This is a genomic window from Olleya sp. 1-3, assembly GCF_002836085.1.
In the GTDB taxonomy this organism is placed as follows: Bacteria; Bacteroidota; Bacteroidia; order Flavobacteriales; family Flavobacteriaceae; genus Olleya; species Olleya namhaensis.
On sequence record NZ_PJBW01000005.1, the window covers coordinates 131055 to 145932 of the forward strand.

Sequence of the window (14878 nt, forward strand, 5' to 3'; positions counted from 1 at the left end):
CGATTGCTGTAACAATCAACAGGATCTAATTATTAATAAAAAATAACGTATTACAAAATTATGAAAAATTTAGCACAATCAAATTATAGTTCGGCTTTAGAAACCGTTAGAAATCTAAAAGCAAAGTATGGCAGTACTTGGAATGCCATACGACCAGAAAGCGCAGCAAGAATGGCTACTCAAAACCGCTTTAAAACGGGTTTAGATATTGCAAAATATACGGCTGGTATTATGAGAGCAGATATGGCAGCATATGATGCAGATCACTCAAACTATACGCAATCTTTAGGGTGTTGGCACGGGTTTGTGGCACAACAAAAAATGATTGCAGTAAAAAAACACCACAAAACAACAAGCAAGCGCTATTTATATTTGTCTGGATGGATGGTTGCAGCATTACGTTCAGAATTTGGACCATTACCAGATCAGTCTATGCACGAAAAAACAGCAGTGCCAAGTCTAATCGCAGAAATCTATGATTTTTTACGTCAAGCAGATGCCATAGAATTAAATGATTTATTTAAAAGACTTGAAAATGGAGAAAATGTGCAAGATCTAATTGATAATTTTGAAACCCATATCGTACCAATTATAGCAGATATTGATGCCGGTTTTGGTAATGAAGAAGCTACTTATTTACTAACAAAAAAAATGATTGAAGCTGGCGCATGTGCTATACAAATTGAAAACCAAGTATCTGATGCTAAACAATGTGGGCATCAAGATGGCAAAGTAACTGTACCACACGAAGATTTTACTGCAAAATTAAATGCCATTAGATATGCCTTTTTAGAATTAGGCGTGGATGAGGGTGTTATTGTTGCAAGAACAGATTCTGAAGGTGCTGGATTAACCCAGAAACTACCAGTTAGTCAAGAACCAGGAGATTTAGCATCACAATACTTAGCATTTATCGAAGCTGAAGAAATTGCCATTACTGATGCCAAAGAAGACGATGTATTACTAAAAAGAGACGGAAAACTAGTAAGACCTGTAAGATTAGCCAATGGTTTATACAAATTCAAAGACGGTACAAATATAGACCGTGTGGTTTTAGACTGTATAACAAGCTTGCAAAATGGCGCTGATTTATTATGGATAGAAACGCCAACACCAAACGTAAAACAAATTGCACATATGGTTAATCGCGTAAAAGCTGTAATACCTAATGCTAAATTGGTTTACAACAACTCACCATCATTTAACTGGACATTAAACTTCCGTAATCAAGCTTATCAAGAGATGCTTGCAGAAGGTGAAGATGTAACAGTTTACGACCGTAATAATTTAATGGCTGCAGAATATGATAACACAGAATTATGTTTTCGTGCAGATCAAAAAATTAAAACATTCCAAAAAGATGGCGCTAGAGAGGCTGGAATATTCCACCACCTAATTACACTACCAACCTATCACACCACTGCGTTGCATATGAATGATTTAACGAAAGGTTATTTTGGCGAAGATGGGATGCTAGCTTATGTAAAGGATGTACAAAGACAAGAGATCCGCAAAGGCGTGTCTTGCGTCAAACACCAAAGAATGGCAGGTTCTGATCTTGGAGATGATCATAAAACGTTTTTTGCAGGTGACAAAGCTTTAAAAGCAGGCGGAGAAAACAACACATCAAATCAATTTGAGAGCAAAACAAGCACTATATCAAAAGCTGTTTCAGCAGCATAACTATTAGCATTGTTAGCTCACTTTATTTAAACACACAAACCTATTAACAACTTAGGTTTGTGTGTTTTTATTTATACTGCACATATTACAACTGATGCAAAGACAAATTAGCAACTTGACATTATTCTTTTTTTAACTAACTTCGTTTGACTTATAATAAGAATTATTGAAATAGAATCTTATTTACTAACACCTTTACACTACTTAAAACACGCACTATTAAGTGATAAAAAGAGCGCTATTAACAACAATACTACTAAATTCCGTAATTTTAATTGGAATACCTGCTGGACACGGTTTCGGAATTATGATAATGTTTGAAATTATGAGTATTCCTGCTTTAATCAAAACCGGAATTAATTATCAGAAAGACTATCCTTTTGAAAGTAGCCTGCTTATTATAGCTCTTGTTTCCTTAATGGGAAAACTAATATCAATTGTATTATTGTTTTCTAAAGACTTTTCAAATAAAATCATTTGGATGTATATAGGACTTGCATCAATGTTAATTCCTTTAATTACAGTTTGTTTCGGCGCTTGGAATTACGAAAAACATCTATTTTTTTTAACGTTAGGAAGCGCAATTCCTTTTTTAATGTATTTAGGAAGAGTTATATATTTATCTAACAAACAGCCCAATAAATCGTGATTAGTAATCGATTTAAAACCTAAACTTAAAAATTAGGTGTCTTATCACTTAAGATTAGATGACTATTTGACGTTTTCCTTTTTTTAATTAACTTCGTTTGACTTATAATAAAATTCTATAAAACAGAATCTTATCAACTATACATCAAACCAAACTACCAAATATGTTAAAAACTCCAGTTATTCACCCTACAATAATGGAAGCGTTAGCGCGCTCAGGTCATTTTGCACAAGTTGTCATTGCTGACGGTAATTTACCTGTTGGCGCCATGACAGGTCCAAACTCGACAACAGTCCACCTCAACTTTCGTCCTGGATTGTTAGATGCGCTTACCGTACTTAAAGGTCTAATAGAAGTTTGTCCTTTTCAAGGCGCCATTGTTATGGAAAAACCTGCTGAAGCAAATGCAGAAATACATGACGCTTATAAAAAAGTGCTTGGAGATGTTACATGGGATGAGATGGAACGTTGGGCTTTTTATGACAAAATTAAAGCCCCAGAAACGACTTTAATAATTCAAACCGGAGAGCAACGTCGCTTTGCCAATTTGATTTTAACTGTAGGTGTTGTAAAAATGGCTGAAGAAAGTGGTTTTTAATAAGATCACTTTACAAATTTAAAAGACAAGCTTCTACTTAAAAACCTTTATACCACACCAGTTTTTAATACAAAACCTATCCCAAACCCATGAAAGAACAATTAAAAGTATTTAGAATTATTCATTTAGCATTAGTTGCTGGTTTAGTAGTTGCCTACTTTGTATTAGGTAATTTATCTGACTTTAGTCAATTAAAATCACCAACATTAAATAACGATAACATGATTTATTTAGCGATTCCTATCGCTGCTTTTATAATCAGTAATTTGTTGTTTAAAATGTTGGTTTCCAAAATAGACAACGCGCTTAGCTTAAAAGAAAAAATAGTACCCTACCAAAGTGCATCTATTGTGCGCTATGCTATTATTGAAGGTGCTGCTTTTTTAATCTTAATACTTAAACCAGAGCTTATTGTTTTTGGACTACTGCTAATTGTATATTTAGCTTTATTAATGCCAACGGAACAACGTATTAAAAGAGATTTACAAATTTTAGATTAATTGTTATACTCCTAAAATTGGTCCTGGATCTACGGTATTTGATTTATAAAACGCAAGCGTATTTAAACAGCAAACGCCCGGATAGTCTCCAGTCTTATCTTGTATATCTAATATAATCTGAAAGTGTAAATGCGGGGCATAATCTCCGTTTACAGAAGCGTCTCCAAGATGTGCTATGGTTTCGCCTTGAGCAACAGTAGCTCCCACTTTTAAATTAGCTATTGATGCTTCGCTTAAATGCCCGTAAAGCGTATAAAAAGTTTCGTTATTAATGGTATGTTTTACAATAATAGTTGGCCCATAGTCGCCAAAATTGGTGTTATTATTAAAACTATGAATTGTACCATCAAAACAAGATAAAACTGCTGTATTGGCTGGACACCATAAATCTAACCCAATATGGATGTTACGCTGTTCTGTTTCGGCTTGAGCCGAAAAATAAGCACTACGATTATATAGGTTTCTAGTCTCTAAATAGCCACCAAAAGCAACTTGCTTATTGTGCGCTTTAAGATAATTAGCCATATAAATCTCCCAGGCGGAAGATGATGCCACATCAAAAGTATTTAAATCTTGATTAGCTTTGGATAAATCTATAGCGATATAATCCGATTTTGGGATGGATGCATCTATAACATTTAGAGCTTGTCCAGTCCATTGACTAAAAAAAGAAGAAGGTGTAGTTGAATTCATATTAAAACAATATTGAATTCAAATTTAGAAATTTTATTTAGCAATTACATTACTAAACTTAGCATTTATAATTATGGTTTTACTTGTATTACTATTATCGTTTGGATAATTTTTAATGGTTTTATTAGAGGCTGACACGTTATTAAATTTAGAACGACTACCATTAAAATACAAGTTGTAATCTGTATTTGGCAGCTTTAATTTAGCTTCTGAGTTTTCTAAAACAATGTTTAAATTATTAAAATCTGACGCGATTGTATTAATTAACAAATCTCCAAAACTACCGTTAATCACGGAGTTACCAGACAGGTTATTAACTTCAATATCTGAAGATACCGCATTTAAAATCAGGTTATTTGCATTAGCTATTATAGCATCATCGACATAGTTTAATTTTAACTGACCAGACATCCAGTCTTTTATAGCCACTTTAGCATAAGACACATTAATGGAGGTATTACCCCCATTAATGTGATTAGCTATAAATGATCCATGAGACACGTCCCCTTTTGCGTTTTCCAATGCATTGGCTAATTTTAACTCGCCATGTCTGACGTTTAGTTTTAACTTGGCTTTTTTAGGCATTTTTATAATAATGGTTTTGGTTGTATTATAATCTATGTCCTTGAACAGCTTGTTACTTTTGTCATTTCCTTTTTTTCCATCGTCCTCAAATTGTGCTTCCATTTTACGCTCAAACTCAGCTTCAAATCGTTTTCCCCAAGCCTCTAACTTAGGTGCAACTTCCTTTTCAAAACGCGCTCCCCAAGCTTCTAATTTAGGAGCAATTTCTTCTTCAAACTTCTTACCAAAATTCTCACCCCACGCTTCCATACTTTTCTCAAAATCATCATCAAATAAGCTTTCTATTTGTTTACCAAAATTTTCGCCCCAAGCTTCCATTTCTTTTTCAAATCTATCAATATCCTCCTGGTTGATGCTTTTTGCCCAAGTTCGCATTTCTTGCTCATAAGCTTCACCATAGTCTTTACGGTATTTTTTACTCCACGTATCTAAATAAGATTCACCTTCGTTTTTATACCTATCGTAATCAAAATCGACATTATAATTCCCGTCCGGAGACTTTGGAATGCGTAATGATTTTAGTTTTTCTGGCAATTCTCCTAAAACATCTAATTGCTCTAACTTTTGTAACAGTGGTCCTAAGTTTATTTCTAATTTTTCTGGCAAGTTGGCCAATGCTTGGATTGACGCTTCATCCAAAATGGTCAAACTCATATCATCAGACCAAATACCCTTAGACCCTTTTGAGGTAATTTTTACATAATCCGAATCTCCAGTTAAGCTAACCTCCCAATTATCTAATGCTTTTTGTAGATCTTCTTGGGATAGTTTTTTACTTTCAATAAAGGCTTCGACCTCGATATAATCTTTATTCCAAGTTTCCACAATAATATTGGTATGACTTGTATTTAGATCTACCGTTACATCACGATCTGCTCTTACAGATTGATCAATTTTACTCATCTTTTGTTGCGCAGTAACACTTAAGGTTACCAACAAAAGGATTGCGCTAAGCGCTATAGTTTTTAATATTTTATAGTGTTTCATTATATTATAATTTTTAAAGCTTACCCTTGAGAAGCTTTTATACTGTTTAACTGACTTAACTGTTCCTTAAGACGATACATCAAGTTTAAACGCAGTTTAAGATTTTGGATTAATGCATTAACGGTATGCTCATCCGGACCACTAGTAGTCAACTCTGTAGACAAGCTTTTATATTCTGCATTTAACTCTTCCAATCGTAACACATACCCATCAAACAACTCTTTATTATCCGGTGTCAATTTTAGTTTAGATAATTCTAAATTAATATTGGCCACGTAATAATCTTCCACCTTTTTTAAATCAGGAGAAATATCTCCTAATGTTATAGACGGTTTTGTAGTATTAATTTTTGGTGTTGGATTATCTGTTTCCACGACTTGTGTTGGCGTCGTTTGGGTTTTAAAAAGCGTATAACTTCCAAATCCTAAACCAATTACTAACAATACACTTGCTGCAATATTTAAAAATGTCCATTTAGACTTGGTTTTCTCTGGCAATGCGTGCTCTAACTTGTCCAAAAACCTAGCCTCATGTCCTTTAGACATTTGGGGTTTGGATAATGTATTATCTGCATTAAATAAGTCTTTAATATCTTTCGCCATAATGGGTGTGTTTTAAAAGGTCTTGCAATTTTACTTTTCCTCTGGATAATTGGGTACGCGAGGCAACTTCTGTAATATTCAAAATTTGCGAAATCTCTTGATGATCATACCCTTCTATTAAAAATAGCATGACTACGTATTTGTATTTATCCGGAAGACTGTTAATGGCTTGTTTTATTTGGTCTAAAGTTGTTGTATCATCTACTAACCATTTGTCATTTGTATCGGTATCTATTACCTTCAGATGCACCTCGTCCAATTCAACCAATCGTTGCTTTTTAGACTTTAAGTAATCAATACTTTTATTAATAACAATACGTTTTAACCAAGCGCCAAAAGTAACATCGCCTTTAAATTGATGTAGTTTACTAAATGCCTTAATAAAAGCATCTTGGACGACATCTTCTGCCTCGGCTGTGTGGTTTACAAATCGTAAAGCAACATGATACATGGCATCGCAGTATTGCTGATACACCTGCATTTGGGCTTTCCGGTTGTTTTGTTTACACAACTCGATGTTATCTAAAGTAACGACTTTCACTTGTTGGTTTTTGGTTAGTGTTCAGCTTAAAGACGACACAAAAAAAGCAGTGTTGCAAAAAAGTGATATTATTTTTCAATTTAGCACAAATATTTAGAATAATTTAAGGCTTATCCTTCTCTAAGTACTAAATTTTCAGTTAATTTTGTTTCACTATTAATGACTATTATCCAGTTAAATTAAAATGAAAAAATTTATATATCTATTAATTCTTGTCGTAATTGGTGTCGTAGGTTATCAATTTTCGACTAGCACAGGACTATTTAATAAACCTTTAAGTCCAAAAGATACTGCCGGAATCAAAATTAACGACTTAAATGTAAAAGTTGTATACAACAGGCCTTCAAAACGTGACAGAGATGTTTTTGGTGCTTTAGTCCCTTTTGATAAAGTCTGGCGTACTGGTGCCAATGAGGCAACTACATTTGAGACTAATCATGATCTATCAATAAAAGGCGTTAAATTACCTAAAGGAAAATATACCCTTTGGACCGTACCAAAAGCGGATAACTGGAAAGTCATGTTTAACTCTAAACAATATGATTGGGGAGTTAACGAAAAAATGGAACCTAATTGGGATCCTAATTTTGACGTGGTAGAAGTTGAAGTACCCGCACAAAAGCTAGATAAAACCGTAGAGCAATTTACAGTGGCTTTTGACAACTCTACAGACGATTTAAAAATGACAATGGCTTGGGATAATGTAAAAATTGAAGTCCCTTTAAAAGATTAATTTTAGTAACGCTTACGCGGAAATTAAAAGCAACTATGTCCAATAAAAAAACAGCTCTATCAGAAACTGAAGGCGTTTCTTCTCCAGAAATGACCAATCCAGATGCTGTTTTAAAACTAAAAGCCAAACGTAGATTACAACGTACCACTAAAGATTTAGTAGGCGCGATTTTAAACGGAAACATTACCGCTTTAAGTCAAGCCATTACTTTAGTAGAAAGTAAAAACCCAAAACATACCGCACAAGCTAATGCTATAATTAAAGCCTGCTTACCACATGCCAATCAATCGACACGAATTGGTATTACCGGTGTGCCTGGTGTTGGAAAAAGTACCTTTATTGAAGCTTTTGGAACACACCTAACCTCTTTAAACAAAAAAGTGGCAGTCTTGGCTGTAGATCCAAGTAGTAGCATAACTAAAGGTAGTATTCTTGGAGACAAAACCAGAATGGAAGATTTGGTTAAAAATAACAATGCCTATATACGCCCATCAGCCTCCGGAACATCTTTGGGCGGTGTAGCCAGAAAAACGCGGGAAACAATTATCCTATGTGAAGCTGCAGGTTTTGACACAGTGATTATTGAAACTGTTGGTGTTGGTCAAAGTGAAACTGCTGTCCATAGTATGGTAGACTTCTTCTTATTACTAAAACTAGCAGGCGCTGGAGACGAACTGCAAGGTATTAAAAGAGGTATTATTGAAATGGCAGACGCCATAGCCATTAACAAAGCAGATGGAGACAACGTTAAACGTGCTAAATTGGCTAAAGTCGAGTTTAACCGTGCTTTACACATGTACCCAATTAAAGACTCTAATTGGCAACCTAAAGTTACTTTATGCAGCGCTTTAACTAATGATGGTATCTCTGAAATTTGGGATGTTATTTCTGATTACATCACGCTAACTAAACAGAACAACTACTTTAATACCAAACGTACCGAGCAAAATAAATTTTGGTTGCTACAGACTATTGAAGAACAACTTAAAGCTGTCTTTTTTAATAATCCTGACATTAAAATAGAACTAAACAAACAACTCGCACTGATTGAGGCCAATCAAACCACTCCTTTTGCTGCTGCAGATTACTTGTTGGGATTGGGGTAATTTTTTGCTGTATAAATTAGAAGTTTAACGCTAAAACTAATCTAATAAAAACCATCGACAACTTGAAAAAAAGTCCTTTAAAACTATTTATTCTAATAATTAATTTCATTTTTTTATTACATTCTTGTGGTAACACAACTGAAAACAAAAAAGAGGATTCGCTAGAGATACGTACTAATGTAAAAGATATTAAAAGTCTAACCACATCTAAATTAATTATTCCAGATAGTTTAAATCAAAAATTTAAAGTGTTAAAAATTGATTCTATAGACAACAGCTATATGACGTATGCTTTTAAAGCAGATAAATATTATAAAATACTATCCAAAAAAAGTGATTTGATTAAATCCAAATGGAAAAAAATTGAACTTGGAAGCTACTATAATTTGCAATTAAAAGAGAACTATTCTCAACGTGGTATATATGAACACGCAGCTGGAATAGCAGCGGGTGATGGACCAATTATTTACTTTGAAGGAGATTCTATAAGAAGCTTGTACTCTTCCCCTAATATCAAAGGACTATATTACAGCCCATCACTTTAATCAACTGATAATATAACACTTACAAAACATCTATTCGGTTTTAATTTACTAATTTAGACAATACAATTAGCGCCTAATCATACACAATTAACCTAACCCCCATGAAGAATATTCTGATAATACTGATTCTGACTATATTTATCAGCTGTAATAATGATGATGATGATGGCTACGAATATACAGAAATAGAAAATAGTCCATTAGCACACGTAGATTTGGGTTTTGAATTGGATGAACCAAATATAATTTTAAACGAACTTTCAAAAGCAGAACTCAAAAACTCAATACATTCTATTTTATTAGTTAGCTATGGAAATACATATAGAAAATGGGAATTTGAATATCTAGAAAACACAAACACACTTTCTAAAATGGTATTTTATTTACCACATTACCAAGGGTGCGAACAAAACATATATGACTTTTCATATAATTCTCTAAACCTAATTGACAAAGTCGTTTCTACACGTAAGAACTTTTGTAATGAATATGAGGTTATTAAAACTTACACGTTTAATTACAACAACGCAGGATTATTAAAAAGTATTTTTATGGATAATGATTATTTCGTTGAAGAAAATTATTTCGGATATTATCCTAATGGAAAAATAAAAGAAATATATAATGACCACCGTGGACAAGGTTCTGAGCCTAGTTTTAATCTTCAAAAATTTACATACAACCAAACATTCACCAACGTAACAGAAGTTGAACAGATTAGCACAAACACCCATTATACTTATAAATATACTTACGATTCCAATCCAAATCCTTTTAAAGATGTGTTTATAGCCACATCCGTTTTTATGCCATATATTGGACCTGCTTATCTATCAGAAAATAATGTTATTAAAGTGCTTGAAAAAAATGAAAATAATATTTATAATCAAGAATTTTGGACCGAGTTTGTATTCAACTATTCCAATGTAAATTTATTAATGAATTACTTTAATTCCAATAATGAAGTTGTTTACACTATTAATCAATAAAATAGTTTTCAAATACACTTTAACGCCATGTATTACACGCTCTAAAACACGTCAAAATTTATTGAAGCAGTAATACGTTCTAATACTTCTACTGGAATAGTTGAATACAAAAGCTAAATACTAACAGTATTATTTACCACAACATGACTTTGTTAAAATTATGTTAACTTTGTTTTTCGCTACTAAAAATTAAGCCGTCTTTTATTAATTATTTTCAAAAGCTTAATTGTTAGATAATTTAACAAATGACTATGGAGCCTACTTATGAGGAGTTAAAGAAGCAGAATGACCGTTTACAAATAGACCTAAATAAAACGAAAAATGCTCTAGAACAAGCTACACTTGAAAATGAAAAAGCAGAAGTTAGAATCAGTTATTTACAATCAATTTTAGACCATTTAGATACTTGTATTTACATAAAAGATACAGAAAGAAAGTATTTGTACGCTAATAAAAAAACACTCAAATTATTTAATTGTACAGCAGAAGAGTTACAAGGAAGTACTGATTTAAACTATTTTCCAAAAGACACCTGTGATCAATTATCACAGATTGATAGTAGTATTTTAGAACTTGGAGAAAACACTAATTTTGAAGTAGAATCCAAAGACAATGACGGTAACAGAATAGTATTTTTAGAAATAAAAACTCCGCTTTTTGATAAAAAAAACAACAGTAAAATTGTTGGTCTTTGTGGTTTATCCACCGACATTACTGAACGCAAAAAAAACGAAGAGGTAATAAAAGAGAGTCAACAGCAACTAAAAATACTAAATAATACTAAGGATAAATTATTTTCAATCATAGCGCACGATTTAAGAAGCCCTTTTTATGGTATAACAGGTTTTTCAGAACTACTTATTGAAAATTTAAGCACTACAGAAGATGAAGAATCTAAAGAATATATTGGATTAATAGACACTTTAGCTAAAAACACTTTAATTCTGCTTGACAACCTTTTAAGTTGGGCAAAATCACAAACTAAAGAACTTAGTTTTAAGCCAGAGAAGCTTTTACTATCAGAAGTTATACAGGAAGTAATAGTGCTTAAAAAATCTCTTTCAAAAGTTAAGCACATTTCTTTAAACTATGAACCCACTGACAAAATTGAGTTATATACTGATAAAAATATCTTACAAACCATTTTAAGAAATCTAATTTCAAATGCTATTAAATTCACTAATAAGGGAGGTAAAATAGATATTACAGTTACTACTAATAAAAAGTTAATTGAAATTTGTGTTTCTGATAACGGTGTCGGAATCAGTAAAGAAAGCATTAATACTATTTTTGAGCTCTCCAATACCACTGTTTTAATAGGCACTGCTAACGAACAAGGATCGGGATTAGGACTAATTCTTTGTAAAGAATTGATTGAAAAACTTAATGGAACAATTTGGGTTGAAAGTAATGTAAATAAAGGAAGTCAATTCACATTTACTTTGCCTTCTAGCCTATAAAATTAAAAAAAAGCACAATTTTTAACTGTGCTTTTTTTACATTCTAGTTAACCTAATAACATATTAAAATTAGTTAGGTGAGTTTTAAAAGTTTCAGGAATAATATCTACTTCTTCTCTTAAAAAAATCTATCGATTACTTTCCTCAAATATTTTTCTCTTTTTCATAATCTTTAAAACAAAATAAATAATTGTAGAAATTATAGCTCCATAAAACCAAAAGTCATACTCTATTTTAAAAGATTCTGATTCGATTAAATTACCGACTAATTCAAAACCCCAAAACAACACAAACACAGCACAGAAACCATTCTTCTCCTTTTTCAAAACTTTCTTTATGCTAAACTCATATTTAGGTTTTGTATAATTTTTAAATGAAGGAATAAACGCGGGAACATTTATAGCCCAATCCATATAGACAGATCCAAATTTATCGCGCAGAAAACTCTCTTCAGCATACATTATTCTCTCATAATAAAAAGCATAGAACAAAACAAAAGCAATAGAAAACCAAGTATTCTCTGTTAGCATAGCTACACCAAGCCACATAAAGAAATTACCAAGATATAATGGATGTCTAACAACTGAGTAAATACCAGTCGTATTTAGCTCATCTGCTAACTGTCCCGATTTTGTATTTCTGCCAGACGTATTTTTAGGAGTAAAACCAACAGTAACTACTCGAATAAACAAACCAAACAAACTAATTCCGAGACATGCAAACTCGAACAATTCTGAAAACCAATGATCTGGAGTTTCAATTTCGTAATATTCCGTATGGATAAAAACTGCAAACCCCAAACCTAAAATAATTAGGGGCAAATAACTTCTATTTCTAAATAAAAAATCGCCTTGTGTTTTTAACTCTTCTTGTAATGCCATAATTTTAAAATTTATAAGTGAATCCTAATAAGTAATTGCCTTTTCCGCTTTTAAAAGAGAGGTTATAATGTTTTTTCTGATAAGGTGTAGTAAACAAATAAGTACTACCTACACCTACAAGTATTCCTCCAAAAACGTCCCAACCATCATGTCTATCATTTACCCCTTCCAGTCTAGAATATGCCACATAACTTGCTATGAAATATGCAGGGATACCATAGGACCAACCATATCGACATTGTAAAAATGAAGCTCCAGAAAAAGCAACAGCAGTATGCCCTGACGGAAATGCATGTCCGTCCGTTGCGCTCTCAGGTCTTGACTTATTTATACTATACTTTAATAGATATGTTGCAGCCAGAGTTGTTCCATAGCTTTTGGTAAATTGCCAAAACCCTTGTTTGTCTTTTTTTGCTAAGATTGTTATTAATGCTGTAACAGCAGGTGCATGTTGCGCATAATCTCCAATTTTTTCAATAGTAGTTTCTCTTTGTATTTCAGCATCGGAATCAACATCCTGTCCAAATAAAAAAAATGGAAATACAATTAAAAGAAGATTACAAAGCTTTTTATAAATTAGTGCTCCTTTCATATTAAAATTTATAAATGAAGCCTAATGAATAATTGTCATCTTTACTATTAAAAGATAATTCCATATGTTGCTTTTGATACTCAGTAGTAAATAAATAAGAACTACCAATACCTATTATCGCGCCCACAAGAATATCCCAACTATCATGTTTTTTTGCATCAATACGACTAAAAGCTGTAAATCCAGCCAAAGCATATGCGGGTATACTATATTTAAACCCATAACGCATATGCAAGAATGATGCACTCTGAAAAGTAGTAGATGTATGACCAGATGGAAAAGAATGGTTATTACTTGCATCCGGCCTTGGTTTGTTTACACTAAGTTTCAAACCATAAGTAAGCGCTTCTGTTAGTACTAAAGATTTAACAAATTGCCAACTTCCTTTTGTATCATCTATTAAAAAAGTACTTGCTAATGTTGTTACAGGAAGTGCTATAAGTATTATATCTCCTGACCTTTCAATAACCGTATTCTGAGCAGGTAATTTATTGCAGGTTATAACAAAAAGGATAAAAAAGATAAATACTAATTGGGGAATTTTTGATTTGTACATTGAGAAAATTAAGTTCGGTTTCTCAAAGAACGTCGTATTTACAAAAGATATTTTTTAGAAGAGGTGCAGACTAATTTTGTTAGACCTATTCTGTTTTTTTTAAGTGAATTTTCCTATACTCACTAGGTGTTAAACCTTTGATTTTCTTAAATGTAGAGTTAAAAGATGATTTAGAATTAAAACCAACATCCATTGCTATTCCTAAAAGTGTTAAATGGCCATTTTGGTCGTTTTCAAGTCGTTTCAAAAATTCCTCAATACGATATCTATTTATAAAGTCTTGAAAACTTGTGTCCAAATGCAAATTCAAAACTTCAGAAATATATTGACGAGGAATATTTAAATTTTCAGAGACATTATGTATTGATAATTTACTGTTGAGATACAATTTATCAATCTCCATTGCATTAATAATATCTGATTTGTATTTATTAATTAAATTAGGATTTAAATTTGAATTTTTATACTTGCTTCTATCCTGTTTAGGCAATAATTGGCTATCTTTTGTTAATAACTTAAAAGCAATAAAATAAAACAAAAAAGCAATAACCAATAAAAGATAAGTAATAAAATCCGAGTCTGTAAGTAGAGATATTTCATTAAAACCGAATGTCTTAAGTAATTCATTTAAAGAAGAAAACGCAAATAATATAACAATTGGGATAGCAAAATAAATGATCCAATGCTTCTTTTTTGTTGTGATTACAGAATATACAATTAACGACAAGTAAATAATAAATGTTAATTCTGAAAGAAATTCAAAAATTTCTACAACAAAAGACTCTGTAGGAAATAATACTTCAATTCCTTCAATAACAAAATAGATAATATTAGGAATAAAAAATAAATAATCAAACTTTTGGAATTTTTCCTTACCATTTTTATAGTACCTAAAAAATAAAAACAAAAAAGTAACAAAAAGAGAACTATCAAATAAAAACCAATCTGCTTGTTCTACAAAAAGATTATTTTCGTCATCACCTAGTATGTATAATAACACAGAAAGTAAACTACCAAAAAGTAAAACAAAAGGTATTTTCTTATAGTCTTTGCGATTAATAAACAAAACAGATATAACAAAAAAACCTTGTAATAAAGCAATAATTTGGAGTATTTTAAGCATTCTGTTTATCTGAAATTTAATAAAATATTAAGCTTGAAAATCATAAAAAACAGCA

Annotated in this window: 17 protein-coding genes; 9 read left to right on the forward strand and 8 right to left on the reverse strand. The window is 31.9% G+C overall.

What is annotated here, in order from left to right; genetic code table 11:
- The first annotated feature begins 60 nt into the window (after positions 1-60).
- From CXF54_RS06965 to CXF54_RS06980, 4 genes are all read left to right on the forward strand, one after another.
- A complete protein-coding gene (locus tag CXF54_RS06965) occupies positions 61-1683 on the forward strand; it encodes an isocitrate lyase (RefSeq protein ID WP_101202987.1) in 1623 nt (540 codons plus the stop codon).
- Positions 1684-1906: 223 nt separating this feature from the next.
- A complete protein-coding gene (locus CXF54_RS06970) occupies positions 1907-2332 on the forward strand; it encodes a hypothetical protein (RefSeq protein WP_101202988.1) in 426 nt (141 codons plus the stop codon).
- Between the two features lie 163 nt (positions 2333-2495).
- Complete coding sequence (locus tag CXF54_RS06975) at positions 2496-2930, forward strand: RbsD/FucU domain-containing protein (RefSeq protein ID WP_090839249.1); 435 nt, start codon at positions 2496-2498, stop codon at positions 2928-2930.
- 89 nt (positions 2931-3019) lie between these two features.
- Complete coding sequence (locus CXF54_RS06980; protein WP_101202989.1) at positions 3020-3430, forward strand: MFS transporter; 411 nt, start codon at positions 3020-3022, stop codon at positions 3428-3430.
- Between the two features lie 3 nt (positions 3431-3433).
- Here the strand turns inward: CXF54_RS06980 and CXF54_RS06985 are convergent, their stop codons facing one another.
- From CXF54_RS06985 to CXF54_RS07000, 4 genes are read right to left on the reverse strand one after another with little or no spacing between them, the layout of a single operon-like run.
- Positions 3434-4123, reverse strand: coding sequence for a peptidoglycan DD-metalloendopeptidase family protein (locus tag CXF54_RS06985; RefSeq protein WP_101202990.1), 690 nt, complete (start codon positions 4121-4123; stop codon positions 3434-3436).
- A 33-nt stretch (positions 4124-4156) separates the two neighbouring features.
- On the reverse strand, positions 4157-5695 hold the full coding sequence (locus CXF54_RS06990) for a hypothetical protein (protein ID WP_101202991.1): 1539 nt from the start codon (positions 5693-5695) through the stop codon (positions 4157-4159).
- 20 nt (positions 5696-5715) lie between these two features.
- Positions 5716-6297, reverse strand: coding sequence for a hypothetical protein (locus CXF54_RS06995; RefSeq protein WP_101202992.1), 582 nt, complete (start codon positions 6295-6297; stop codon positions 5716-5718).
- On the reverse strand, positions 6281-6778 hold the full coding sequence (locus CXF54_RS07000) for an RNA polymerase sigma factor (protein ID WP_101202993.1): 498 nt from the start codon (positions 6776-6778) through the stop codon (positions 6281-6283). The genes CXF54_RS06995 and CXF54_RS07000 overlap by 17 nt, the downstream gene beginning before the upstream one ends.
- Before the next feature lie 244 nt (positions 6779-7022).
- Here CXF54_RS07000 and CXF54_RS07005 point away from each other — a divergent pair, with 244 nt between their 5' ends.
- From CXF54_RS07005 to CXF54_RS07025, 5 genes are all read left to right on the forward strand, one after another.
- Positions 7023-7571: a DUF2911 domain-containing protein gene (locus tag CXF54_RS07005; protein WP_101202994.1), complete on the forward strand. Its 549-nt coding sequence runs from the start codon at positions 7023-7025 to the stop codon at positions 7569-7571.
- Between the two features lie 35 nt (positions 7572-7606).
- Positions 7607-8677 carry a methylmalonyl Co-A mutase-associated GTPase MeaB gene (gene meaB / locus CXF54_RS07010; protein ID WP_101202995.1) on the forward strand — a complete coding sequence of 357 codons (1071 nt, stop codon included), beginning with the start codon at positions 7607-7609 and terminating at the stop codon, positions 8675-8677.
- A gap of 62 nt (positions 8678-8739) precedes the next feature.
- Positions 8740-9222: a hypothetical protein gene (locus CXF54_RS07015; protein ID WP_101202996.1), complete on the forward strand. Its 483-nt coding sequence runs from the start codon at positions 8740-8742 to the stop codon at positions 9220-9222.
- A gap of 101 nt (positions 9223-9323) precedes the next feature.
- A complete protein-coding gene (locus tag CXF54_RS07020; protein WP_101202997.1) occupies positions 9324-10211 on the forward strand; it encodes a hypothetical protein in 888 nt (295 codons plus the stop codon).
- A gap of 251 nt (positions 10212-10462) precedes the next feature.
- A complete protein-coding gene (locus CXF54_RS07025; protein ID WP_198551048.1) occupies positions 10463-11671 on the forward strand; it encodes a PAS domain-containing sensor histidine kinase in 1209 nt (402 codons plus the stop codon).
- 128 nt (positions 11672-11799) lie between these two features.
- On the opposite strand, the gene CXF54_RS07030 is transcribed toward CXF54_RS07025, so the two are convergent.
- The 4 genes from CXF54_RS07030 to CXF54_RS07045 form a co-directional block, all read right to left on the reverse strand.
- Complete coding sequence (locus CXF54_RS07030) at positions 11800-12552, reverse strand: methyltransferase family protein (RefSeq protein ID WP_101202999.1); 753 nt, start codon at positions 12550-12552, stop codon at positions 11800-11802.
- Between the two features lie 4 nt (positions 12553-12556).
- Complete coding sequence (locus tag CXF54_RS07035; protein WP_101203000.1) at positions 12557-13144, reverse strand: phosphatase PAP2 family protein; 588 nt, start codon at positions 13142-13144, stop codon at positions 12557-12559.
- Between the two features lies 1 nt (position 13145).
- A complete protein-coding gene (locus tag CXF54_RS07040; RefSeq protein WP_101203001.1) occupies positions 13146-13700 on the reverse strand; it encodes a phosphatase PAP2 family protein in 555 nt (184 codons plus the stop codon).
- An 85-nt stretch (positions 13701-13785) separates the two neighbouring features.
- Positions 13786-14823: a helix-turn-helix domain-containing protein gene (locus CXF54_RS07045; RefSeq protein WP_101203002.1), complete on the reverse strand. Its 1038-nt coding sequence runs from the start codon at positions 14821-14823 to the stop codon at positions 13786-13788.
- Positions 14824-14878 lie beyond the last annotated feature (55 nt).